We start from the raw sequence: 23,362 nt of genomic DNA, 5'->3' as shown, positions 1-23,362 counted from the left end.
CAACGAGGGATTCCCCCGTGGGGAGTGTGGGCGGAGTAACGTGGCCATCAGCGGCCTGTGGCCGTGACAGACAAGGAAAGGGCACCATGAGATTTGCGCAGCTGCGCTACCTGGAGGCAGCGCTTCGGACCGGTTCGTTCCGGCAAGCCGCCAAGGAACTTGATATCTCGCAGCCGACCATCACCAACCAAGTGCAGCGGCTCGAAGAGGATTTGGGCGTTATCTTGGTGACCCGCGGCGCCAAAGGCGTCCGGCCGACCTACGCGGCCGACAGGATCCTGCCCCACGTCGTCGCCGCAGTCCAGGCCGAGAAGATGCTGCGCGCCGAAGCCAGTGCGATTGGTGGGCTGAAACTGGGGACAGTCCGGCTCGGCACGGTGCCGGCCGCGTCCCAGACGATCCTTCCCCGGACGGTCAAACGCCTGCTGACCGAATTCCCCAACGTGCGTTTCGAGGTCGACGAGGGCCCGTCGAAGCACGTTGTCCGCGGCGTCCTCAGTGGCCAAATCGACGTGGGCCTGGTGACTCGCCTGCCCGGCATCGAGTTGACCCCGGCCGAGGACGCCTTGTTGCACCATATCGACCTGATCCAAGGCAGGCTGGTGCTGGCGGTACCTGAGGGACATCGGCTCGCCGAGAAGGACGACTTCCAACCGTCCGACCTGGAGGGTGAGCCGCTGATCTTCCCCGCGGAATCAAGCATCCTGCGTGTGGCGTGGGAACGGTTGCTCGAGGGCATCGAGGCGAGAATTGTCTACACCACGCCCAATGCGGAGGCATCGCAAGCCATGGTGCGCGCCGGCGTCGGCATCTGCATGGCGAACACGCTTCTCGATTCGACCGTAAGCGGAAACGGTGTTTCCCTCGTTCCGCTGCCCTTCGAGTGGGCGCATGCATGCACCTCTGCCATCGTCAGGAAAGACGAGGCCAGGTCCTCGGCCGTCCAGGCGTTCCTGCGCCTCCTGCGGGAAGCCGCCAAGACCTTCTAGCCGCGAGGCCGCCCCCAGGACGGCGGCCTCGCCGGGTTGGTGATGCCGCCGTCGTGGGGGCCATTCGCGCGCCCCCACGACGGCGGCTGGCACCTTCCCCATTCCGCTGACCCCGCTTCCGTACGGCCCCGTGTGCGCGCCGTCGCTGTGCCGTGTCCGCAGTTCTCCCGATAGCGCAGTGGTATCACCCTGCCACGGTTGGCGGCCTTCCCAGGGCCGGATTCACTCACGAGACTGAAATCACACCGGGCGTGACCGCTATCCGCCCGGATCCGACGTTCAGTGAGGTGCCCCCAGTTGTTAGTTGACACAGCCCAGACGAGTAGCCCCGACACCATCGTCGAGTTCATCGCCCAGGCCAAAAACAGAGAATCGGCCATGTTCACCGAAGCCGAAGGAAAATTCCTGCTTTCGACCTTCGGAATCGATACCCCTCAGGGTGTTGAGATCGAAGTCGGCCAGGAACTTCCCGGACATCTACGCGAACCCCTGGTCGTCAAGGCAATCTCGACGACGCTCGTGCACAAATCCGACGCCGGCGGAGTGCGTGTGGGGGTATCCCGCGCCGAGCTCAACAACGTTGCGCTGCAGATGCGCGGTAGCCTGGCCGAATTCGGGCACCAACTCGATGGCGTGCTTGTCGAAGAGATGGCGCCGGCCGGCCACGAAATCATTGTTGGGGCGGTCCGTGCGCCTGGACTCGGGTGGACCGTCATGGTCGGCCTCGGGGGTGTCCTCGTGGAGGTCTTCGAAGACGTGGCCTTCGGCCTGGCCCCGTTGTCCGAACCCCAGATCCTGGACATGTTGCAGGAACTGCGCGGCATGAAGGTGCTCGACGGCGCACGCGGCGGCGTGAAGGCCGACATTCCGGCACTGGTCACGCTGATCTCCCGCCTCGCCGGCCCCGAGGGCTTGCTGGCCGCATTGCCCGCGGACGTCGTCGAAATCGATCTGAACCCGGTCATCGTCTCCGGCACCCGCGCCGTGGCGGTCGACGCGCGCTTCGTGGTCGGTGCCCAGGACGCCACCGGAGCGCAAGCCTCCGCGACCGGGAACGGCCAGGCCACCGATTTCTCCCCGCTCTTCCACCCACGCCGCATTGCGGTCCTTGGGGCCAGCGGCAAGCGCCCGAACCTCGCCAACCGGTTCATCCGCAACCTCCGCGCCGGCGGCTTCGACGGCACCATCGTGCCCGTCCACCCGGCCGCCGACGAGATCGAAGGCCTGCCCACCGTCGCCTCGCTCGCCGATGTGAACGAAACCCTTGACTACGCTTTTGTGGCGCTGCCCGGGGCGAGGGTTGCCAAGGCCCTAGGCCAGGGCGCCGGCAAGGTGCGTTTCGCCCAGGTTGTTTCCAGCGGTTTCGGCGAGGTCGAAGAGGGCAAGGACCTCGAATCCGCGCTTGTTGCAACGGTGCGCGAGGCGGGCATCCGCCTGATCGGTCCGAACTGCCTCGGGACCCACGCCTCGGCAGGAAAACTTTCCTTCGTCCCGGAGGCCCCGCTGACGCCGGGAACCACGGCCGTGGTCTCCCAGAGCGGCGGACTGAGCGTAGACATCCTACGGGTCGGCGCCGCCAGCGGCATCGATTTCCACTCCGTGGTCAGCATCGGCAACGGCGCCGATGTCAGCGCCGCCGAACTCGTCTCATCCCACCTGGGCAACGACGAAGTCCACGTCATCGGCCTGTACCTGGAGTCCCTCGGCATTGCCCGCGAGGTACTGGATGTGCTCAGCGCTGCCGAAACCCGCAAGCCTGTGGTGCTGCTGGCGGGCGGTCGCACCAGCGGCGGATCGCGCGCCGCCACCAGCCACACCGGCGCCCTGGCAGGCAACCACCGGCTGTGGCCGGCCATCGCCCGGCAGGCCGGAATCACCCTCGTTGATTCGCTCGCCGACTTCGCAACCGCGCTTCATGCCCTCTCGACCGTTGACCTGAGCGTCAAGCCGAACGGCAACGAAGCCGTCCTGTTCGGCAACGGCGGCGGAGCCAGCGTGCTCGGCGCCGACGCACTTGACCGGCAGGGCATTTCCACCAGCCCGCTTCCGGAATCGGTTACCGCCGAACTGGAATCCCTTGAGGTTCCGCCGGGCAATGGGTTCCACAACCCGATCGATGTGCCGGCCGGAACGCTGGCCGTCAAGAGCGGCGGCGTTGCTGCGGACATTCTCAAGGTAGTCCTGGCAGGCAGCGAACCCGCGGTGCTGATCACCCACCTGAACGTGGGCATCATTCAGCGCAACCTCGGGGCCACCCACGGCGACGTGACAGGAACCATTATCGACTCTATCGCCGCGGCCCGCGACGAATCACAGTCAAACACCCACCAGCTCTTGGTGCTGAAATCCGATGGTAGCGACGGAACCGGCGACATGGTCAAGGCCTACGCCCGGCGCGCACGCCGGATCGGCATCCCGGTCTTCGGAGCTTTCGAAGACGCGGCGCTGGCCTCGCGGGCAGTGCTCGAACAGAGCAAGCAGATCCACCAGGCGTCGCTCGGCGCAGACGGAAGGCAGTAGAGATGACAACCGAAGCAGTCAAGACCGACGTGGTCGACATCGGGGAGACCAAGCTCACCCGCGAGCAGGAGCACGAGAAGAAGCGTGCAGCGGCATTGGCCATGGGTGGCGCCAGGAAGCTTGAAGACCGCGCAGCCAAGGGCGAGCTGAACGCACGCGAGCGCATCGCGCTGCTGCTGGACCCGGGAACCTTCCGCGAGAGCGGTTTGTTCGTGACCTCGGCCGTTCCGGCGGACCGCGACAAGACCCCTGCCGACGGCAAGATCACCGGTACCGGCGAGGTTGACGGCCGGCGCGCGAGTGTTGTTGCCTACGACTTCACTGTCAAGGGATCATCGTCTTCCCCGATCAGCAACAAGAAGATGGCCCACTTCAAGGAACTGGTTGTCAAGACCGGCCAGCCGCTGGTCTACCTCTCCGAGTCCACGGGCGTTCGCATGCCCGACGCCATGGGCGGCACCGGCATGGGCAGCGCCAGTGGCAAGACCCGGTTCCTGCGCCAGCGCGAAAGCCCGTGGGTGTCCGCGGCCTTTGGTTACTGCTTCGGGTCGGCCGCCTGGCACACCGTAGCTGCCGACTTCGCGGTTTTTCGCAAAGGCAGCGTGCTGGCTGTCTCCAGCCCCGGCCTCGTCAGCCGCGCCACGGGCCAGCAGGTCGACGCCCAGGAACTCGGTGGCTGGAAGGTTCACGCCGAGGTCACGGGTTACGCCGACGCGGTGGCCGAGACCGACCAGGAAGCCATTGAACTGGTCCGCCGGTTCCTCTCCTATCTGCCCTCGCACAATGGCGAGACCCCGCCGCTCGCGCCGATTCCACAGGGATCCGGCGAGCGTGCGGAGGAGATCAAGTCGATCGTCCCCGAATCCCGCACCCAGACCTACGACGTGCGCAAGGTCATCGACATCGTCGCCGACACCGGCTCCGTGTTCCCCATCAAGGCCCGCTACGGCAAGTCCCTGGTGACTTCCCTGGCTCGCATCGGCGGCCAGTCGGTCGGCATCATCGCCAACAACCCGATGTTCAAGGGCGGCGCGCTGGACGGTGCCGCCTGCGACAAGGCGACCAGTTTCCTGGTCCTCTGCGACTCCTACAACATCCCTGTGGTCATGCTCGTGGACCAGCCGGGCTTCCTGATCGGCCTCGAGGCCGAGCGGAGCAAGGTTGCCGGCAAGATCATCAACTGGATGAACGCTCTTTCGCTGGTCACCGTGCCGAAGATCGCGGTCACTATGCGCAAGAACTACGGCCAGGCCCTGATCAACATGGGTGGCGGCGGCACCGCTGACGCCACCGCCGGCTGGTGGTCTTCCGAGGTCAGCTTCATGGATCCGACCTCGGCTGTCTCCGTGGTCCACGGCATCACCCCCGAAAGCGACCCCGAGATGTACGAGTTGCGCCTCGCGGAGATGAACAAGGGCACCACCGCCTATGACGTCGCCCAGGTCTTCGGCTTCGAGCAGGTCATCGATCCGTCCGAAACGCGCGAGTTCATCCTCGGCGCCCTGAAGGACCACTACCGGGCCCGGAGCAACGGCGTGGGCGAACACCTGTTGCGCACCTGGCCGACGAGCTTCTAAGGAGAGATCACCGTGAATTCATTTCCGGAAAGCCTGCTGATCGCCAACCGCGGCGAAATCGCCCGACGCATCATCAAAACGGCAAACCGCCTCGGCGTCCGTACGGTAGCGGTCTACCACAAGGTCGATGCCGGCCTGCCATACGTTTCGGAGGCCTCAGTGGCCATCGAGCTCAAGGGAGACGTTCCTGTGCAGTCCTACCTTGACCGCGGGCAGATCATCGCGATCGCCAGGGAAGCAGGAGCCACCGCCATCCACCCCGGCTACGGGTTCCTGGCGGAAAACGCCGGGTTTGCCCGCGAGGTCGCCGACGCCGGCCTGACCTGGGTGGGCCCTTCGGCCGACGTCATAGAGGTCATGGGCGACAAGGTCGAGTCCCGCCGGGCCGTCGCGGCTGCAGGCGTGCCGATCAGCGGCGACGCCGGTGCGGCCCTGAAGACCGGCGAGGAGGCCGTCGAGGAAGCAGGACGCGTCGGCTACCCAGTAATGGTCAAGGCCTCCGCCGGCGGCGGCGGCATCGGCATGGCCGTGGCCCACGACGCTGACGAACTGCGCAAGGCTTTCGAGAACACCAAATCGATGTCCGAGCGCAGCTTCGGCTCCGACCGCGTCTTCGTCGAGCGCTTCGTCGAGTCCGCACGCCACGTCGAGATCCAGGTCCTGGGCCTGAACGACGGCACCATCGTTGCCTTGGGGGAGCGCGATTGCTCCACGCAGCGCCGCCACCAGAAGCTGATCGAGGAATCCCCGGCGCCGCACCTGGCTCCGGAAACCCGCGCGCGGCTCATCGAATCGGCCATCGCGGCCGCAGGCTCGGTCGGCTACCGCAACGCTGGCACCGTCGAGTTCTTGCTCGACACCCGCACGGGCGAATTCGTCTTCCTCGAGATGAACACCCGCATCCAGGTCGAGCACCCGATTACCGAGCTCACCCACGGCATCGACTTGATCGAGCAGCAGCTGAGCATCGCGGCTACGGGCACTACCACGGCGGACTTCAACCCGGTGTTCCGCGGACATGCGATCGAGCTGCGCATCTGCGCCGAGGACCCCAAGAAGTTCTTCCCGCGCCCGGGCCCGATCGACAGCTGGATTGAACCAAGCGGTGAGGGAATCCGCGTGGATTCCGGCTACGCCGCCCGCACCGAGGTCACCGCACACTTCGACTCGCTGATCGCCAAGGTCTGCGTGTACGGGGAATCCCGGGAGGACGCACTGGCCCGGGCCATTAAGGCCTGCCAGGACTTCGAGATCGAGGGACTGGTCACCAACCAGCCCTTCCTTGAGGAGATCCTCTCCGATGAGGAATTCGCTGATGGGCGGTACGACACCGGCCTCGTGGAACGTATCCAGCAACGACTCAAAGAACGGGCCAAGCTGGCCAAAAGGAGTGCATGAAGATGGCAGAGACAATTCAGGCAGAAATGGGCGCCAGCGTATGGAAAGTTCTCGTGGCGCCGGGGGATCGCGTAGAGGAAGACGACGTCTTCATGATTCTTGAAGCCATGAAGATGGAGATCCCGGTAACGGCAGAGGACTCAGGCACTGTCTTGGCCGTCCACGTGTCCGTGGGCGACGTGGTCGCTCCTGGACAGGCGCTGATCAATTTCGAGGCGGAGTAAGACATGTCGATTCCCAGCGCCCTGAAAGCGTGGTCCGTCATGGAACTCGGTGAACCGGTCGATGCCCTCCAGCTTGTCGAACGCCCGGTGCCAGACCCGGGCGCCGGGCAGGTGCTCGTGCGCGTCCTTGCCTCTGCCGCCAACTTCCCGGATGTGCTGATGTGCCGCGGGGTGTACCAGGTCAAGCCGGAGCTGCCCTTCACCCCCGGTCGCGAAGTCTGCGCCGAGGTTGTCGCCGCCGGGCCGGGCGTTACCCGTGCGGCGGTGGGCGACCGGGTGTTGGGCCTGACTACGCTTCCGTATGGCGGATTCGCCGAGTACGCGCTCATGGACCAGGACAAGGTGCACCAGGCCCCCGCCTCGCTCGATGACGCGCAGGCTTCCTGCCTGTTCATCGGCTACCAGACCGGATGGTTCGGGCTGCACCGGTTGGCCAGGATCCAGCCAGGCGAGACGCTGCTGGTCCACGCCGCCGCAGGCGGGGTGGGCAGTGCCGCGATCCAGCTCGGCAAGGCAGCCGGCGCGACTGTCATCGGCGTCGTCGGTGGCGCGGCCAAGGCCGAATACGCAAGGAAGCTCGGCGCCGACCTGGTGATCGACCGCCGTACGCAGGACTTCGTCGGGCAGGTCAAGGTTTTCACCGGCGGCAAAGGCGCGGACGTCATCTACGACCCGGTCGGCGGAAAAACCTACCAGCGCTCCACTAAGTGCATCGCCTTCGAAGGCCGGATTATTGTGGTCGGTTTCGCCGGCGGGGAGATCCAGTCCGCTGCCTTGAACCACGCGCTGGTGAAGAACTACTCGATCATCGGCATCCACTGGGGCCTTTACAACACCAAGAACCCTGCGGCTGTCGATGAATGCCACCGTGAACTGACCAGACTGGCGAACGCAGGTGCCATCGACCCCTTCGTCAGCGAGAGATTCACTTTGGACAGCGTGCCTGCGGCGCTTCAGCGGCTCGCAGACGGAAAGACCGTTGGCCGGGTCGTCATGGAACACGCCGGGACCGAGCAGTAGGAATCCGCATCAACGAGGCACCTGGCACAGCCATGTCCGCCAGGCATGAATCCACTACAAAGGAGTAGCAATGTTTGAGTTACAGAAAGACGGATCGCCCTTCGGGGATCTGCTGGCGTTGGATGGCGGAGTCTCACGACGGGCGCTGTTGCAGTATTTCGGCCTCGGTGCTGCAGCGATTGGCTCGGCCTCATTTCTGACGGGGTGTGGGGGCGGCGGAAGTTCGGCTTCCGCGGCCGAGCCCCAGAAATTCGCAATCGCTTCCTTCCCTGGCGACGCGTACTTGCTTGATGCAATTAATCTTGCCAACAAGGATTACGCAAGGCACCAACTGGATGTCCCGAAGCATCTGAGCCCACAAAGCGGCGTCCAGGCATACCAGTTGCTGGTTGCCGGCGCCGTCGACGCGTATGCTTCGGACACGCTGCTGCTGATGGCAACCCACGCGAACAGTTCGAAAGGCAAGCGCCCGCTGCTCGTAGGGTTCCGGACCCTCGAAACGACTTACGGGATCGTCGGCAGCAAGGAGCTCAACTGGCCCGGGTCCGGGGCCCGCTTCGAAGAGAAGATTGGTTCCCTGAAGGGCAAGCGCATTGGCGTCTCGAGCGTCGGTTCCGGCGGCGACCTGCAATTGAAGCTCGCCCTTGAGTTGGCAGGCATGAAGTACAACGACGTCACGGTGCTTGCTGTTGGCCCGACTGCGCAGGCGATTCCAAACCTGAATGGCGGACGCATCGATGCATACGTCACGGTCCAATGGACTGCAACGCGATTCGTCGCCCAGGAGACCGGTGGGAAGGTCCTGATCGACTTCGCAGAAGCGGACGTGCCCGAGCTAATGCGCAACCAGGCTGTGGTCGCGATGGGTGTCCGCGAGGAAATGGTGCAACAGCATCCGGATGTCGTCAAGAACTGGTTGGCAGCCCAGGATGATGCCAGCAAGTGGATCATCGGGAACAAAGCGGCGGCGGCCGACTTGCTCAACACCTCCGGGCTTGGCGGCAAGGCGCCAGCCATCGCTGCGGCCTATGTCGACCACTACGCGAGCGACGTGGCACCCAAGCTCAAACCGACTTTCAAAGCAACGCGGGAGACTGTCGACCACATGGCTCAACTTGCGCTGCGTTTTGGAAGCGTCAAGGAAGGCGACATTACCTACGAGGCCCTCGTTCCGGAGTTCGCCCGGGCATGAGTGACGCGATGCAGACAGCAAAGGACAGCGGAGTGACGACCCGCCATGAATCTCCCGCCGGTCTCGACCTTGATCGGCTGAAGGATTGGCTGGTGGTGAAGTGCCCCGGGCTTGTCCAAGGGGAGCTCTCGGCCAGTCTGATCCAAGGTGGAAAGTCGAACCTGACCTATGAGCTAACCGACGGGAATCACCGGTGGATTGTGCGCCGGCCCCCGCTGGGTAAGATCATGGCCACCGCCCACGACATGCGCCGTGAGTACAAGGCAGCCGATGCGCTTCGACACACGGACGTTCCGGTGGCCAGGATGATTGCCTACTGCGACGACAACGACGTCCTGGGTACCGATTTTTACTTAATGGAGCGGATCGCCGGCGTGCCGTACAGGTACGCCGACGAGATCACGCCGCTCGGCGAGGCACGCACGCGGGCCATCGGGACCGAGCTAGTGCGTACCCTGGCAAAGCTGCACCGGGTGGATCCCTCCGCGGTCGGCCTGAATCACTTCGGTAGGCCCGATGGGTTCCTCGGCCGGCAGGTGAAGCGCTGGAAGCAGCAGCTTGATGCATCCTTCACCCGCGAACTTTCAGGTGCGGACAAACTTTACGAAAAGCTCGCCGCCGCGGTGCCCTCCGTGTCCGCCTCGGGCATCGTCCACGGGGACTTCCGTCTGGACAACGTGTTGATGGGCGCCAACGACCTGCCGGCCGCAGTCATCGACTGGGAGATGGCCACGCTCGGGGACCCGCTGCTGGACTTGGCGCTGATGCTGACCTATCAGCGGCGCGCACGGATCGTGGCAGCCCGGGCGTCGACGGACCCGGCCACCTACGAGGTGACAATGGCGCCCGGCTACCCCTCCGAGGAAGAGATCATGGCGCTTTACGAGGCCGAGAGCGGCCGCTCCCTTGACGGATTCGGATTCTACCTGGGACTGGCCTGCTTCAAGCTCGCTGGTATTTCCGAAGGCGTCCGCTACAGACACATCAACAGGCAAACCGTTGGCGAGGGCTTTGAAGACAGCGGCAGCACTGTGCCCTTGCTGCTGGGACTCGGGCTCGAATCACTCAAGGAGTACAAGTAGATGGAATTCTCAACAGACGAGCGGACAGAGCTTCTGAAGAAGGAGCTTGTCGACTTCATGTACGCGCACATTTACCCGGCCGAAGCGGCATACCAGGAAGAGCTGGAAAACCTCGAGAACCCGTATGCGTGGTCGGAGTCGCCCATCCTGCAGAAGTTGCGGGCCGAGGCACGCCGCCGTGGCCTGTGGAACCTGTTCCTACCCGGCGACGAGGGGGCAGGGCTGACCAACGTACAGTACGCCCCGCTTGCCGAAATCACCGGTCGCAGCCGGATTCTCGCCCCGGCGGCCCTGAACTGCTCGGCCCCGGACACCGGCAACATGGAATTGTTGGCCGAGTTCGGGACCAAAGAGCAGAAGGAGAAGTGGCTCAAACCCTTGCTCGACGGGCAGATTCGTTCGGCCTTTGCGATGACGGAGCCAGCCGTCGCCTCCTCCGACGCGACCAACGTAGAGACAAGCATCGTGCGCGACGGCGACGACTACGTGATCAATGGCCGTAAATGGTTTATCACCGGCGCGATGAACCCCAACGCCAAGATCTTCATCGTGATGGGCAAGACCGATCCCACCGGCGAGCGGCACCGCCAGCAGAGCCAGATCCTGGTGCCGCGCGATACCCCCGGGGTCGAAGTCAAGCGGGCCATGAAGATCTTCGGGTACGAGGACCACTACAACGGCGGCCACGCCGAGATCGTGTTCACGAATGTCAGGGTCCCGGCAGGGAACCTCATCGGCGGCGAGGGCGACGGTTTCGCGATTGCCCAAGCGCGCCTGGGCCCCGGCCGCATCCATCACTGCATGCGTGCAATCGGCATGGCCGAGCGCGCCATCAAGATGATGTGCGAACGTGCCGACGAGCGTATTGCATTCGGCAAGCCCCTGAGCGAGCAGGGGGTGATCCGTGACTGGATCGCCGAATCCCGCGTCCGCGTCGAACAGCTGCGCCTGATGGTCCTCAAGACTGCCTGGCTCATGGACACAGTCGGCAACAAGGGCGCCCACACCGAAATCCAGGCCATCAAGATTGCCACCCCGTCCACCGTTGAATGGATCCTCGACAAGGCCATACAGGTACACGGCGCAGGCGGGCTCTCGCAGGACTTCTTCCTGGCCTCGGCCTTCGCCTATGCGCGCACCCTCAGGTTCGCCGACGGCCCGGACGAGGTGCATAAGAACGCCCTGGCCCGCAATGAGCTGAAGCGCCAGCGCGCGCGACGCAAAGGATAACGACGCAACTCCTAAGCGGGTTCAACGTCCCCTTCACCACAACCCGTGGTGAGGGGGACGTCGGCGTGTCCGGAGAATTCATGGGAAAACGCTGTCAAGGGCCAAACCGTCACAATGCGCCTATCGCCTCGATAGGCCGCGCGAGATTGCTTGTGTACGGCCCCGTTGCGCATGATCTTGATATGACTACTACTTCCGATTCGCTCAGCGTCGACGAATCCTTGACCTCCAGGCCCGCTGCCGGTCATCCTGGAATCCAGTCCCTCCGGGTCGCGCGGAAGGAAGTCATCGCGGACGGTGTTGTGCAGTTGCGACTCGAGGAACCGCACAACGGCCGCGTCCCTGACTGGGCACCGGGTTCACACATCGAACTGGTACTCCCGACCGCTGACGCGGGATCCCTCTCGCGCCATTACTCCCTGTGCGGCGACCGCCGCGACCCGCACGCATACGAGGTCGCGGTCCTGAACGAACCGAACTCGAAAGGCGGTTCGCGCTACATCCATGACCAGCTCGCCGTCGGAGACATGCTCACAGTTGGAACTCCACGGAATAACTTCCCGCTGTCCCAGGCGACCCGCTACGAATTCATTGCCGGCGGCATCGGGATCACGCCGATCATGACCATGATCGTCGCCGCGGAGCAACTCGGCATCGACTGGCACCTGCACTACGGTGGGCGCACGCGTGCCTCGATGGCGTTCCTGGACGAGCTGGCCCAGTACGGCGACAAGGTCACCGTCTGGCCGCAGGACGAGAACGGCCACCTGAACCTCGCATTCCTCAATGAACCGCTCGACGGCGGAAGGGTTTACTGCTGTGGACCGGAGCCGTTGCTGAACGCAGTGGCCGGTGCCGCTGCCGCCTGGCCGTCTTGGGCGGTGCGTTTCGAGCGCTTCGTCCCGGCGACGCTCCCGGCCCCGGTGCGGACCGAGCCGTTCGAGCTTGAACTGGCCCTCTCCAAGAGGCGAATAACCGTCGGGACCGAGGAGACGGTTCTTTCGGCGTTGAGCGACGCCGGAGTCCGGGTGCTCTCATCGTGCAACGAAGGCGTGTGCGGCACCTGTGAGGTTGGCGTCCTGCGAGGCACCCCGGAGCACCGTGACTCGCTGCTCAATGAGGCGGAGCGCGCCAAGAACGACCGAATGTTTGTATGTGTCTCACGCGCGATCACCGATCGCCTCGTGCTGGATCTTTAGGAGATACCCGATGTCGACAGCAACGAAGTGCCCCGTCAACCACGGAACGATTCCGGTCCTCGACGATGACCCGTTCTCGCCGGAAATCCTGGAAAACCCCTTACCATTTCAAGAGCGCTTGCGCGAGGCGGGCCCCGTGGCGTTCCTGTCCAAGTACAACGCCTATGCGATCGGACGATATGCGGACCTCTCTGCCGCCGTCGCGAACTGGCAGGAGCTGACCTCGGGATCCGGTGTGGGGCTCAACGAGCCTTGGCGCGCCCGTGGCCTCCTGCAGATGGATCCGCCGCAGCACGACGCGCCGCGCGAAGTGCTGCAGGAGATCCTTTCCTCGCGGGTCCTGCGCTCGATGAAGGACGCCTGCTTGGAGGTAGCCAGAGGGCTGGTTGAGGACCTGCTGGCGGGCACAGGCCCTGGCGGGCAGGTCGAGGTCGATGGCCACGGCGACATCGGTTCGAAGCTCCCGGTGAACTTCTTCCCTGAGGCTTCCGGCATCGACGAGGAAGACCGCGAAAACCTGGTGCCCTACGCCGACCACATCTTCAACGCGTTAGGTCCCGACAACGAGCTCGTGGAGCAGGGCAAGTGCAAGGCCGCCGAATACAGCGAGTGGGCCACCGCCAAGTGCCAGCGCGACTCGTTGAAGCCAGAGGGTTTCGGCGCCGATATCTGGGCCGCTGCCGACCGCGGCGATATCCTGCACGAGCAGGCCCCGCTGCTGACCCGCTCGCTGCTCTCAGCCGGGGTGGACACCACCGTCTACGGGATTTCGGGGATGCTCTACGCCTTTGCCTCCAACCCGGAACAGTGGGAGGCGCTTCGCAAGAACCCCAACCTGGCACGTGTTGCCTTCGACGAATCGTTGCGCTGGGAATCCCCTGTCCAGCAGATCTTTCGCAAGACCTCCACGGACGTCACCATCGGCGGAAGGACTATTCCCGAGAGCAGCAGGGTCATGCTGTGCTTCGCCGCGGCAAACCGCGATCCGCGGCGCTGGGATAACCCGGACAAGTTCGACCTCTCCCGCGACCCCTCCGGGCATCTGTCGTTCGGCATGGGCATTCACCAGTGCGTCGGCCAGCATGCAGCCCGCCTCCAGGCTGCGTCGCTGCTCGAACAATTGGTGCCCCGGATCAAGAGCATTGAGCTTGCCTCGGCTATCGGCCGCCACCACAACAACACCCTGCGCGGTTGGGACTCGGTTCCGCTGCGGCTGACGCTCGCCTAGAACAGTTGAAAGAGCCGTATGCCGACGTCGGGGTCAAACGCTCCCGACGTCGGCATGCGGCTTATTGACGTGCCCGCGGCCCGCGCTGGACTTTCGAAAACGAAGGAGCTGAACAAATGACCGCTGCCGATGAAACTGCCCGGCTCCACCAACTGACACTGGCAGAAGCCGGGGAGCTCATCGGATCAGGCCAACTGTCCCCGGTGGAGTACGTCGAGGCGTTGATCGGGCGAGCCTATGCCGTCGACGGCCAGGTGCAGGCATACGTCACCCGGACCTTTGAGACCGCACGCAGCGGGGCGCGCGAGGCGGCCGCAGAGATTGCCGCCGGCAGGTATCGCGGTGTTCTGCATGGTATTCCCTTCGCGCTGAAGGATTGTTTCAACACCGCGGGCATCCTGACCACTGGGCACTCCCGCGTACTGCAAGATAATGTGCCGGTCCGGGACGCTGCCGTGACCGCGCGGTTGAGGGAGGCCGGCGCACTGCTCATGGGCAAGCTGGCGCTCCACGAGTTCGCCCATGGCGGGCCGTCGTTCGACGTGCCCTGGCCGCCACCGCGGAACCCATGGAACCTGAGCCGGGTCACCGGAGGGTCTTCGAGTGGTTCCGCGGCCGCGATCGCGGCGGGGATGGTCCCGGCAAGCATCGGCACCGATACCGGCGGTTCCATCCGTGTGCCCGCCTCCCGCTGCGGCATTACCGGTCTGATGCCCACCACAGGGCTGGTGGGCCGCTCGGGGGTGATTCCCCATTCACATACGTTCGACCGCATCGGTCCCATGGCGAGAACCGCCGAGGACTGTGCGATTCTGCTCCAGGCCATAGCCGGCCACGACCCGGCCGACCCAGCCAGCGTGGCCCGCGGCGTTCCGGACTACCGGGGTGCCCTGACCGGGGACTTGCGTGGACTGCGGATCGGGGTGTTACGGCACAACTGGGAGGAAGAAGTCCGGACCGGGGCGGACGAGCGCCGGGCCATGGAGGAGGCCCTTGGTGTTCTTGCGGACCTGGGTGCCACGCTGGAGGACTGCCGGATCCGGCCAATGCGGAGCTACGGCGACATCAAGACCATCATTGCCGAAACCGAGGTGTTCAATGTGCACCAGCATGAGCTGATCACCCGGCCCGTTGATTTCGGCTCGGACATTCTGGCCCGCATGCTGCCGGCCGTTCTGTTCACGGCCAACGACCTCATCCGGGCGGGCAGGGAACACCAACGGGCCGTCGCGGAGATGGGACCACTGTACGGGCGCTTCGATGCCTTCATCACCATCTGCGCGGGCGAGGCTCCGGCCTTCTCCGCGCATGACCCACTGGACTTTTGGAAACAGGCCAACCACTACACCGCGGCCAACGTCACCGGCCAGCCGGTCCTCGCGCTGCCGAACGGCTTCGGTCCCGACGGGTTGCCGCTAGGCATGCAGATCCTCGGCCGGCCCTTCGGTGAAGCGACGGTTCTGCGAATCGGCCATGCATACCAGCTGGCTACAGGATGGCACCGGCAACACCCCCAATTGGCCGACAACGCCGTTGCACCGTCGGTGGAGGAGCCCGCCTTGACGCCGGTTACCCCCGCGGAAGCCAACGCAGTCCTGCGCAAGGCGTGCCGTGCGGCGGCAGGCCGTGCCGGACTCGTTCTGGGGGAGCGGATGTTTGAACAGTTGGTTGAAGGCGCGCCGTACGCCTTGGCGATGGCCGAACGGATGCCACGTGACCATCTGTACGCCGAGGCGCCGGCCAACGTGTTCTCCCTCCGCTCACGGTAAAACTTGCCCCGCCCTCACCATGCCGCCGCCAGGTGGCCGTCGAAAGGTAAGCACTTGAAGGAAACCACCGAATATCTGTGGCTCGTCCAGCTCGATATCCCGGAGGAATTCGAAGATGAATTCAATCGCATCTACAACACCGAGCACGTTCCGTTCATCGCCAAAGTCCCCGGTGTGCTGGGCGTCCAGCGGTATGTCCTGGAGCGGTCCAACGCAGGCATCCAGCGGTACGCCACGCTCTACCGCGTGGACTCCCCGGACCTGCCGCAAACGGAGGCGTGGAAAGCCGCCTCCGCGCAGGGCGATTGGGCGTCGAAGATCAGGCCGCACACGGCCAACGCCTCGTTGTCGATGTTCCGGGCAATTCCCTAGGCGCGCCGGCTCCGTGGCTACGTCAGCGATTCCCGAGGCCCCACTCCGAAACAACCCGAAAGACAGGCCATGACACTCACCCTCGCCCAGGCAAATCTCGTCATCGCACACGCCATCGAAAAGGCCCAGGAACTGGATATCAGGATCAGCGTCTCGGTCTGCGACGCCGGAGGCCGGCTGCTCGCCTTCGGGCGGATGGACGGCGGGCACTGGGGCGCAGGCTACGGTTCCCTGGGGAAGGCCGTCGCCTCCGCCGGGTTTGCCAAACCCAGCGGCCTGCTCGCAGAACGGGCGGCTGCGCCGATCATGCAGGGCATCGCCCAGGCCGAAGGGGGCCACATCTTCTATGCCAAAGGCGCGGTCCCGATCTTCAGTGGCGGCGTCCTTGTCGGTGCCTGCGGCGTGGGCGGCGGAACGGGCGAACAGGACGAGGAATGCGCCGGCGCCGGTGCCGCCGCACTGAAAGGCTGAACCTTCCGGTCCAGGCCCCACGGAATCGAAAATCGGTGCAGGGAGCGCGCACAAGAATTTGCCCAGCAAACGCGAGAAGGATGTATCAATGATCCACGAAATCCGTACTTACCAGGTGGCTTCGGAGAATGTGCCGGAGTTTGAGCGGCGATTCGGCGCCGGCTATGTTGACCGTGCCGCGTTCTCGCCTTTGGCGGGCTTCTGGCGCACCACGGACCAGCCGGTGAGCGAAGTGGTCCACGTGTGGCCCTACGAGGACCAGGCCGAGCGCACCGAGGTGCGGGCCCGCGCCGCCCAGCACCCGAACTGGCCTCCGGCAACGGGTGGATTCGTCAACCGGATGATGGTGGAATTGGTCGTCCCTTTCGACTTTGTTGAAGAGCGGGCACCCGGCGCCATCGGGCCCGTTTTTGAAATCCGGTACGACTACTTCATCGTCTCCGAACTTCGCGCCGCCGGCGAGGCATGGTCCAATGCGATTAAGGAGCGCAGCCAGCACGACTCGCTCGTTCTGGCCGGGCGGTTGGAATTCGGTCAGACCAACGGGATCGTCCAGATCTGGGCGCACCCCGACGGGAAGAAGCGTGCGAGTGGAGCCATTGGAGCCGAAGCAATGCCTCCGGTTGATGGTCCGGTGCCGACATCCACGATGGTGAAGCGCCTGGCGCCGTCGGTATTTTCGCCGTTGCAGTAGGGGAGTCGGAGCGACCTACAGCCAGCTAAGGCCTGCCCAGGGTATGGAACAGGTGCCTGCGCTCTTTTTGAGGCTGGGCAAGTACTTAAGTTTCCTTGGAGCTGAAATCGACGAACGGCACGCGCGCTTCTTGGTCTCTGGGTTCCGGTCCCGGCAAGGAGGTCGAAGTTGGATCGTCTCGTGTGATCGGCCCAATCGTGGGCGCCTACAACACTCCTTCGACGAATTTAGGAAAATGTAAAGTCCGAAATACCCGAATTTGGATATGTGTGGAAGTCGATGCGTTGTGAACCAAAGGGGTGAGAAGAGGCGCGAGATCCCGCGCAGATGGTGACGGCACGCACGGGACGTCGCCATGGTGCAAGAATGCGGTCATGAGCAATGACGATCTCAGGCCTGTCTATTTTCTTTCCGACAGCACAGGCATCACCGCGGAAACGCTCGGCAACACACTGTTGACGCAGTTCCCCGCAAACAATTTTGACCGCATCACAGTCCCTTTCATCACGACCATTGAGCAGGCCAGGACCGTGGCCGGTACCATCGACGGGCTCGCCGATGCTGGCCTGCGTCCGATCGTCTTTTCGACTGCGGTCAGCAGCGATATCCGCCATGTCTTGGCGACGTGCAAGGGAATCATCGTCGATCTCATCGGGGCTCATCTCGGGCAATTGGAGGAAGCACTCGGTTCGCTGGCCAGTGGCGAACCCGGCAGGGCCCACGGCTTGGGCAACGCGGAGCGGTATCAATCCCGGATGGCCGCGGTGGAGTACGCCATGGAACACGACGATGGGCAGAGCCTCCGGGCGTTGGAAAAGGCCCAGGTTATTCTGGTAGCCCCGTCGCGTTGCGGCAAGACCCCAACCACCATGTACTTGGCTCTTCAGCACGGCATATTCGCGGCGAACTTCCCTCTCGTGGACGAAGACTTTAAACGTGAGGGCCTACCCAAGCCTCTTCGGCCCTTCGTTGAGAAGTGTTTCGGCCTCTCATCCAACCCGCTGCGCCTAAGTCAGATCCGCACCGAACGACGTCGCGGTTCAGCATACGCTTCACTCCGGCAGTGCGGCTTCGAGTTGCGCAGCGCCGAGCAACTGTATGTATCCCACAGAATCCCATACTTGAATTCCGCGACGGTATCCGTGGAGGAAATGGCCGCTACCATCCTTCAGCGAATGAATCTGAAACATTAGAAAAGCGTGTACACCCTGATGTGTCACGGCCCACATCTGGTGGAAACTACACTGACAACCTGCCATGGTGTAGAGAAATGTGCCTCCATCCATCCGTGCGGGCTGGGTGGCCCCCGTGCACGCCATCAACTGCAAAGGAGCAGTAACTATGACGAATGACATCCTGTGGTTTTCCGAGCTCGGGCTCAAGGACCTGGACCGGGTGGGCGGAAAGAACGCCTCTCTCGGTGAAATGGTCCGCAATTTGACCTCAGCCGGGGTCCAGGTCCCGGACGGCTTCGCCACAACAGCTGACGCGTACCGCAACTTTCTGGCGGATTCCGGCCTGGACCAGAAGATCGCCGACCGGCTGGTCGGCTTGGACACCGACGACGTGACAGCCCTTGCCTCTGCCGGACAGGATATCCGGTCCATGATGCGTGAGACGCCGTTCCTGCCGGACTTTGAGGAGCAGATCCGGAGCTCCTTCCGGACGCTGGTGGACAAACACGGCGGTGCCAAGGACCTCTCCTGGGCCGTCCGATCCAGCGCTACCGCGGAAGACCTTCCTGATGCATCGTTCGCCGGGCAGCAGGAGACCTTCCTGAACGTCCGCGGCATCGACAACATCCTGCTTGCGATCAAGGACGTGTTCGCGTCCCTCTACAACGACCGGGCCATCGCTTACCGCGTGCACCACAAGTTCGAACACGCCGACGTGGCACTCTCCGCTGGCGTTCAGCGCATGGTGCGCTCGGACGTCGGCGCCTCCGGCGTCATGTTCACCATGGACACCGAGTCCGGTTTCCAGGACGCCGTCTTCGTCACATCTTCCTACGGTCTGGGCGAAGCCGTCGTCCAGGGCGCCGTGAACCCTGATGAGTTCTACGTTTACAAACCCGCGCTGCAGGCTGGCCGACCTGCGGTTCTGAAACGCGGTCTGGGGGAGAAAGCCCTCCAAATGACGTACACGAACTCTTCTGAAGTCGGCCGCACTGTTGACTTCGTACCGGTGGAAGCCGAGTTGCGAAACCGCTTCAGTCTCAGCGATCACGACGTCGAGCAGCTCGCCCGGCACGCCGTCGCCATCGAAAACCACTACGGTCGCCCCATGGACATAGAGTGGGGAAAAGACGGGATCGATGGTGGACTCTACATCCTTCAGGCACGCCCCGAAACCGTCCAGTCCCGACGTGCTGCGGGGAACCTGAGCCGGTTCCGGCTCAACGATGAAGGCCGCGTGCTGGTTGAGGGCCGCGCCATCGGCCAGCGCATCGGCGCCGGCAGCGTCCGCATCCTCACCGCGATCGAAGAAATGGCCGCCTTCAAGACCGGCGACGTTCTCGTCGCCGACATGACCGACCCGGACTGGGAACCGATCATGAAGCGCGCCTCGGCCATCGTGACAAACCGCGGCGGGCGCACGTGCCACGCGGCCATCATCGCTCGTGAACTCGGCATACCCGCCGTCGTGGGCACTGGGGACGCCACGGACGTCCTCTCTGACGGCCTCGAGGTGACCGTTTCCTGTGCTGATGGTGAGACCGGCGTGATCTACGAAGGGCTCCTGGATTTCAGCGTTGAGGAAACGGAAATCACCCAACTGCCTGAAGCGCCGGTGAAAGTCATGATGAATGTCGGTACCCCGGAACAGGCGTTCACCTTCGCGCAGCTGCCCAACCACGGGGTAGGGCTTGCCCGCCTGGAATTCATCATCAACCGGCAGATTGGCATCCACCCCAAGGCGCTGCTGAACCTCGCCGACCAGCCTGCCGGCATCGCCGCCGAGATCCGGGAGCGGATTTCCGCATACGATGGCCCTCGCGACTACTACATCAAACGCCTGGCCGAGGGCGTGTCCACCATTGCGGCGGCCTTCGCGCCTGAACCCGTCATTGTCCGGATGTCCGATTTCAAGTCCAACGAATACGCGAACTTGATTGGCGGACCCGCTTACGAACCACACGAAGAGAACCCGATGATCGGGTTCCGCGGCGCCTCACGATACTTGGAGCCTTCCTTCCGCGACTGCTTCGATCTCGAGTGCGAGGCCTTGTCCTTTGTCCGCAACGAGATGGGACTCACGAACGTGAAGTTGATGATCCCCTTCGTGCGCACCCTGGACGAGGCCAAAGGCGTCATTGACCTGCTCGCCGAAAACGGCCTCAAACGCGGCGAAAACGGCCTCGAGGTCATCATGATGTGCGAGGTTCCGTCAAACGCCCTGCTCGCCGACGAATTCCTTGACTACTTCGATGGATTCTCGATCGGATCCAATGACATGACGCAGCTGGCCCTGGGCCTGGACCGGGACTCCGCGATCGTTTCTGGAGGCTTTGATGAACGAAATCCAGCTGTGAAGAAGCTACTGAGCATGGCGATCAAAGCTTGCCAGGCCCGCGGCAAATACGTCGGCATTTGCGGCCAAGGTCCCAGCGATCACGCGGACTTTGCCGAATGGCTGGTAGAAGAAGGCATTCATTCCGTCTCCCTGAACCCTGACACCGTTGTGGATACCTGGCTTCGACTCGCCGGAAGTACGTCTCAGACGGCTGCCGCCTCCCAATGAACCACCGCACCAGCGCAGTTACCAGGAAAAGTAGCTGCGCTGGTGCAGTTGGTGGGGAGACTTCCGCCCGAATTGCTCGCATTGGGTTCGCTGCGGGGCGCGGCTGGCATATCGCAACCTGGGCTGGGGCTTTTGACAGCTACGTCAGGTCCCGGTGAATTCCGGCTTGTCGGTATGTTTCGGCGTCGTTCTGTGAGCGGAGCCTTGGCTGGGTTGAGGGGCCGGAGTGCAACTTGGGGTACCTGGAACAGTCCAAAAGTTCGCGAGTAGACAAGCGACGCAGGAGGGTCGGGCGTACTCTCACAGGCTCTGGTTAAGAGGGAAACGGTCCTGGCCCCGATTTCCCGCCGTTTCAGAGTCGTAGCTGTCTCATACGGTCTGTCTCTATCCCATTGAAGCGGGATCCTGGAAGCCGTAAGGGGATGGGCCGGTCACGGCGGCCGGTTACCGGCGTTCCGATCAAAGGTCGCCCCGATCAAGGGGCGCCTCGGTTCTTGCTATGCGGGCCATCTTGGCCGATCCAAAGTTGGAGTAATCGGCCGCCCGTGGCTCGCCCCAGAGGACCAGCATCTTGAGTGGCCCCTGGCCGGTGTTGCGCAGATCGTGCCGGCAGCCCACCCTCGCGAGGACCGCGTCACCGACTCCTATCGAAAATGTTTCGTCTTGGACGGTCATTTGACCCATGCCCTCCGTGACAACGTAAATCTCTTCCAACGGGCGCCCGGGCTCGGCATGTGAATGCATACCCTCGAAGCCTCCGGGAGGCAATTCCCAAGTTTGCAACACCACAGGCAATTCGGACTGACCGTAAAAAAGCCACTGCATCCGTAGCGGCGAGCCCTCATGCAGGTTGTAGGGAAACGCGTATGTTCCGGATCGCTCAAGCATCGATATCTCCTCATTACGTCTAAAGCATCTTTAGCCGAGCTGCCTTTGTTCATGCCGGGATGGGCATCATTTCCTCCGGGAGCAGAGAGACCACCGGAGGACACGTTGCTTATCCTCCGATGGTGCTGATCCTGCGACCCGGTAGAACAAACTACGGGCAGTCCGATCGTCCGTACTGGGATTCCCGGTTGGACTCACGGCATTACGCTTTGACTCAGGACCTCGGACGGCGCGGCAGTCAGCGGATACCAAGATCACTGTCGACGTAGGAGCCGGGGCGGTTTCGGTTGTCGTGCTGGAAATTGCAGCCACCATCCAGCTGCAGCCGAACAGTTACGGGACTGGCTGACTCCAACTCGATATCAACGAACTCGTTCCCGATACTGCTAATCCGGAGGGTAGGTGCCTGGTCTTGGTGCTGGGACATGGAGATAACCCTTACTTTGTGTTGGTGGTGGGTGTGCTTAGGCGGCACGGGCCGGTAAAGCCGCCTGCCGCCTAGGCGGGTTCCTATTTACTAGTTGCTGAGGTAGCCGTTCGGGTTCAGTACATACTTCGTGGCGGCTCCGGCATCGAATTCCGCATACCCCCGCGGGGCGTCCTGGAGCGAAATGGCCGTAGCGTTGACCGCCTTGGCGATTTGGATCCTGTCATGCAGGATCGCCATCATCAACTGCCGGTTGTACTTCATCACCGGGCACTGGCCGGTCGTGAAGGAGAGGGACTTCGCCCAACCGGTGCCCAGGGATAGGGACAGGCTGCCCTTCTGGGCCGCCTCGTCCGCGGCACCCGGATCCCCGGTGACATAAAGGCCGGGAATGCCCAGCGACCCGCCGGCGGCGGTGAGGTCCATCAGCGAATTGAGCACGGCGGCCGGTGCCTCCTGGGCCCCGGCACCGTGTCCGTGTCCGCGGGCCTCGAAACCGACTGCGTCGATCCCGGCATCGACCTCCCTGACGCCGAGAAGCTGCTCGATCTGGTCAGCCGGGTCGCCGTTGGCCACATTGACGGATTCGCAGCCAAAGGACCGGGCCTGGGCCAGGCGATCCTCATTGAGATCCCCCACGATGACCACGGCGGCCCCCAACAGTTGGGCGCTGGCCGCCGCGGCAAGCCCCACAGGACCGGCCCCGGCAACATAGACAGTGGACCCGACGCCGACACCTGCCGTGACGGCCCCGTGAAAACCGGTCGGGAGGATGTCCGAGAGCATGGTCAGATCCATGATCTTCTCCAGGGCCTGATCACGATCGGGGAACCGCAGCAGGTTCCAGTCCGCGTAGGGGACCAGGACGAACTCCGCCTGCCCGCCGACCCATCCGCCCATGTCGACATAGCCGTAGGCGGACCCGGGACGGTCCGGGTTCACGTTCAGGCAGATCCCGGTTTTGCCCTCCTTGCAGTTTCGGCAGCGACCGCAGGAGATGTTGAAGGGGACCGAGACGATGTCCCCAACCTTGATGAACTCGACGTCGGGCCCGGTCTCGATGACTTCGCCGGTGATCTCGTGCCCCAGGACGAGACCGGCCGGAGCGGTCGTTCGGCCACGAACCATGTGCTGGTCCGAGCCGCAGATGTTGGTGCTGACGGTGCGCAGGATGACCCCGTGCGGGACCTTCCGACCGACATTGACGGGATTGACGCCGGGGCCGGCCTGCAGTTCAAAGGTGGGAAACGGGGTATCGATGATTTCCACGATCCCCGGCGCCTTGTATGCAACGGCTTTGTTACCTGACATTGAATGGCTCCTATGGGTTGGCGATCGAAC

20 protein-coding genes are annotated in these 23,362 nt (G+C 63.6%); 17 read left to right on the top strand and 3 right to left on the bottom strand.

The annotated features are described in order from the left end of the window. Positions 1-86 precede the first annotated feature (86 nt). From ACSVHC_RS23210 to ppsA, 17 genes are all read left to right on the top strand, one after another. On the top strand, positions 87-989 hold the full coding sequence (locus ACSVHC_RS23210; RefSeq protein WP_437773734.1) for a LysR family transcriptional regulator: 903 nt from the start codon (positions 87-89) through the stop codon (positions 987-989). A gap of 297 nt (positions 990-1,286) precedes the next feature. Continuing rightward, complete coding sequence (locus ACSVHC_RS23205; RefSeq protein ID WP_439181356.1) at positions 1,287-3,509, top strand: acetate--CoA ligase family protein; 2,223 nt, start codon at positions 1,287-1,289, stop codon at positions 3,507-3,509. 2 nt (positions 3,510-3,511) lie between these two features. Further along, the gene (locus tag ACSVHC_RS23200; protein ID WP_437773736.1) at positions 3,512-5,086 is read left to right on the top strand and encodes an acyl-CoA carboxylase subunit beta; all 1,575 of its coding nucleotides are present in this window, start codon (positions 3,512-3,514) and stop codon (positions 5,084-5,086) included. Positions 5,087-5,098: 12 nt separating this feature from the next. Beyond that, the gene (locus ACSVHC_RS23195) at positions 5,099-6,484 is read left to right on the top strand and encodes an acetyl-CoA carboxylase biotin carboxylase subunit (RefSeq protein WP_437773737.1); all 1,386 of its coding nucleotides are present in this window, start codon (positions 5,099-5,101) and stop codon (positions 6,482-6,484) included. Between the two features lie 2 nt (positions 6,485-6,486). Continuing rightward, the gene (locus ACSVHC_RS23190) at positions 6,487-6,708 is read left to right on the top strand and encodes a biotin/lipoyl-binding carrier protein (protein ID WP_345449386.1); all 222 of its coding nucleotides are present in this window, start codon (positions 6,487-6,489) and stop codon (positions 6,706-6,708) included. 3 nt (positions 6,709-6,711) lie between these two features. Further along, positions 6,712-7,728 (top strand): NADPH:quinone oxidoreductase family protein, encoded by a 1,017-nt coding sequence (locus tag ACSVHC_RS23185; protein WP_437773738.1) that lies wholly within the window; start codon positions 6,712-6,714, stop codon positions 7,726-7,728. Between the two features lie 70 nt (positions 7,729-7,798). Next, positions 7,799-8,920 (top strand): ABC transporter substrate-binding protein, encoded by a 1,122-nt coding sequence (locus tag ACSVHC_RS23180; protein ID WP_437773739.1) that lies wholly within the window; start codon positions 7,799-7,801, stop codon positions 8,918-8,920. Between the two features lie 8 nt (positions 8,921-8,928). Beyond that, on the top strand, positions 8,929-10,002 hold the full coding sequence (locus tag ACSVHC_RS23175) for a phosphotransferase family protein (RefSeq protein WP_437773740.1): 1,074 nt from the start codon (positions 8,929-8,931) through the stop codon (positions 10,000-10,002). Beyond that, positions 10,003-11,232 carry an acyl-CoA dehydrogenase family protein gene (locus tag ACSVHC_RS23170; protein WP_437773741.1) on the top strand — a complete coding sequence of 410 codons (1,230 nt, stop codon included), beginning with the start codon at positions 10,003-10,005 and terminating at the stop codon, positions 11,230-11,232. Between the two features lie 182 nt (positions 11,233-11,414). Continuing rightward, the gene (locus ACSVHC_RS23165) at positions 11,415-12,431 is read left to right on the top strand and encodes a PDR/VanB family oxidoreductase (RefSeq protein WP_437773742.1); all 1,017 of its coding nucleotides are present in this window, start codon (positions 11,415-11,417) and stop codon (positions 12,429-12,431) included. 10 nt (positions 12,432-12,441) lie between these two features. Next, positions 12,442-13,659, top strand: a complete 1,218-nt coding sequence (locus ACSVHC_RS23160; RefSeq protein WP_437773743.1) for a cytochrome P450 — start codon at positions 12,442-12,444, stop codon at positions 13,657-13,659. 116 nt (positions 13,660-13,775) lie between these two features. Then, on the top strand, positions 13,776-15,428 hold the full coding sequence (locus tag ACSVHC_RS23155; protein WP_437773744.1) for an amidase: 1,653 nt from the start codon (positions 13,776-13,778) through the stop codon (positions 15,426-15,428). 54 nt (positions 15,429-15,482) lie between these two features. Further along, positions 15,483-15,800, top strand: coding sequence for a hypothetical protein (locus ACSVHC_RS23150; RefSeq protein ID WP_437773745.1), 318 nt, complete (start codon positions 15,483-15,485; stop codon positions 15,798-15,800). 69 nt (positions 15,801-15,869) lie between these two features. Beyond that, positions 15,870-16,271 carry a GlcG/HbpS family heme-binding protein gene (locus ACSVHC_RS23145; protein ID WP_437773746.1) on the top strand — a complete coding sequence of 134 codons (402 nt, stop codon included), beginning with the start codon at positions 15,870-15,872 and terminating at the stop codon, positions 16,269-16,271. A gap of 88 nt (positions 16,272-16,359) precedes the next feature. Beyond that, positions 16,360-16,965 (top strand): NIPSNAP family protein, encoded by a 606-nt coding sequence (locus ACSVHC_RS23140; protein WP_437773747.1) that lies wholly within the window; start codon positions 16,360-16,362, stop codon positions 16,963-16,965. A gap of 374 nt (positions 16,966-17,339) precedes the next feature. Continuing rightward, the gene (locus ACSVHC_RS23135; protein WP_437773748.1) at positions 17,340-18,158 is read left to right on the top strand and encodes a pyruvate, water dikinase regulatory protein; all 819 of its coding nucleotides are present in this window, start codon (positions 17,340-17,342) and stop codon (positions 18,156-18,158) included. Positions 18,159-18,306: 148 nt separating this feature from the next. Then, complete coding sequence (gene ppsA, locus ACSVHC_RS23130; RefSeq protein ID WP_437773749.1) at positions 18,307-20,706, top strand: phosphoenolpyruvate synthase; 2,400 nt, start codon at positions 18,307-18,309, stop codon at positions 20,704-20,706. Between the two features lie 459 nt (positions 20,707-21,165). On the opposite strand, the gene ACSVHC_RS23125 is transcribed toward ppsA, so the two are convergent. The 3 genes from ACSVHC_RS23125 to fdhA form a co-directional block, all read right to left on the bottom strand. Beyond that, the gene (locus ACSVHC_RS23125; RefSeq protein WP_437773750.1) at positions 21,166-21,594 is read right to left on the bottom strand and encodes a cupin domain-containing protein; all 429 of its coding nucleotides are present in this window, start codon (positions 21,592-21,594) and stop codon (positions 21,166-21,168) included. A gap of 238 nt (positions 21,595-21,832) precedes the next feature. Further along, positions 21,833-22,021 carry a hypothetical protein gene (locus ACSVHC_RS23120; protein ID WP_437773751.1) on the bottom strand — a complete coding sequence of 63 codons (189 nt, stop codon included), beginning with the start codon at positions 22,019-22,021 and terminating at the stop codon, positions 21,833-21,835. 90 nt (positions 22,022-22,111) lie between these two features. Beyond that, positions 22,112-23,332 carry a formaldehyde dehydrogenase, glutathione-independent gene (gene fdhA, locus ACSVHC_RS23115; protein ID WP_437773752.1) on the bottom strand — a complete coding sequence of 407 codons (1,221 nt, stop codon included), beginning with the start codon at positions 23,330-23,332 and terminating at the stop codon, positions 22,112-22,114. Positions 23,333-23,362 lie beyond the last annotated feature (30 nt).

Origin of the sequence: Arthrobacter sp. KNU-44 (assembly GCF_051843155.1) — a bacterium.
GTDB lineage: Bacteria > Actinomycetota > Actinomycetes > Actinomycetales > Micrococcaceae > Arthrobacter.
This window is presented reverse-complemented; position numbering and strand designations above follow the sequence as displayed.

Excerpts from the sequence above, each read along its gene's own strand:
- ACSVHC_RS23190 (WP_345449386.1), top strand. The coding sequence starts at position 6,487 with ATGGCAGAGACAATTCAGGCAGAAATGGGCGCCAGCGTATGGAAAGTT.
- ACSVHC_RS23175 (WP_437773740.1), top strand. The coding sequence starts at position 8,929 with ATGCAGACAGCAAAGGACAGCGGAGTGACGACCCGCCATGAATCTCCC.
- ACSVHC_RS23135 (WP_437773748.1), top strand. The coding sequence starts at position 17,340 with ATGAGCAATGACGATCTCAGGCCTGTCTATTTTCTTTCCGACAGCACA.
- ACSVHC_RS23155 (WP_437773744.1), top strand. The coding sequence starts at position 13,776 with ATGACCGCTGCCGATGAAACTGCCCGGCTCCACCAACTGACACTGGCA.
- ACSVHC_RS23125 (WP_437773750.1), bottom strand. The coding sequence starts at position 21,594 with ATGCTTGAGCGATCCGGAACATACGCGTTTCCCTACAACCTGCATGAG.
- ACSVHC_RS23185 (WP_437773738.1), top strand. The coding sequence starts at position 6,712 with ATGTCGATTCCCAGCGCCCTGAAAGCGTGGTCCGTCATGGAACTCGGT.
- fdhA (WP_437773752.1), bottom strand. The coding sequence starts at position 23,332 with ATGTCAGGTAACAAAGCCGTTGCATACAAGGCGCCGGGGATCGTGGAA.
- ACSVHC_RS23170 (WP_437773741.1), top strand. The coding sequence starts at position 10,003 with ATGGAATTCTCAACAGACGAGCGGACAGAGCTTCTGAAGAAGGAGCTT.
- ACSVHC_RS23145 (WP_437773746.1), top strand. The coding sequence starts at position 15,870 with ATGACACTCACCCTCGCCCAGGCAAATCTCGTCATCGCACACGCCATC.
- ACSVHC_RS23120 (WP_437773751.1), bottom strand. The coding sequence starts at position 22,021 with ATGTCCCAGCACCAAGACCAGGCACCTACCCTCCGGATTAGCAGTATC.
- ACSVHC_RS23180 (WP_437773739.1), top strand. The coding sequence starts at position 7,799 with ATGTTTGAGTTACAGAAAGACGGATCGCCCTTCGGGGATCTGCTGGCG.
- ACSVHC_RS23200 (WP_437773736.1), top strand. The coding sequence starts at position 3,512 with ATGACAACCGAAGCAGTCAAGACCGACGTGGTCGACATCGGGGAGACC.
- ppsA (WP_437773749.1), top strand. The coding sequence starts at position 18,307 with ATGACGAATGACATCCTGTGGTTTTCCGAGCTCGGGCTCAAGGACCTG.
- ACSVHC_RS23165 (WP_437773742.1), top strand. The coding sequence starts at position 11,415 with ATGACTACTACTTCCGATTCGCTCAGCGTCGACGAATCCTTGACCTCC.
- ACSVHC_RS23160 (WP_437773743.1), top strand. The coding sequence starts at position 12,442 with ATGTCGACAGCAACGAAGTGCCCCGTCAACCACGGAACGATTCCGGTC.
- ACSVHC_RS23210 (WP_437773734.1), top strand. The coding sequence starts at position 87 with ATGAGATTTGCGCAGCTGCGCTACCTGGAGGCAGCGCTTCGGACCGGT.
- ACSVHC_RS23140 (WP_437773747.1), top strand. The coding sequence starts at position 16,360 with ATGATCCACGAAATCCGTACTTACCAGGTGGCTTCGGAGAATGTGCCG.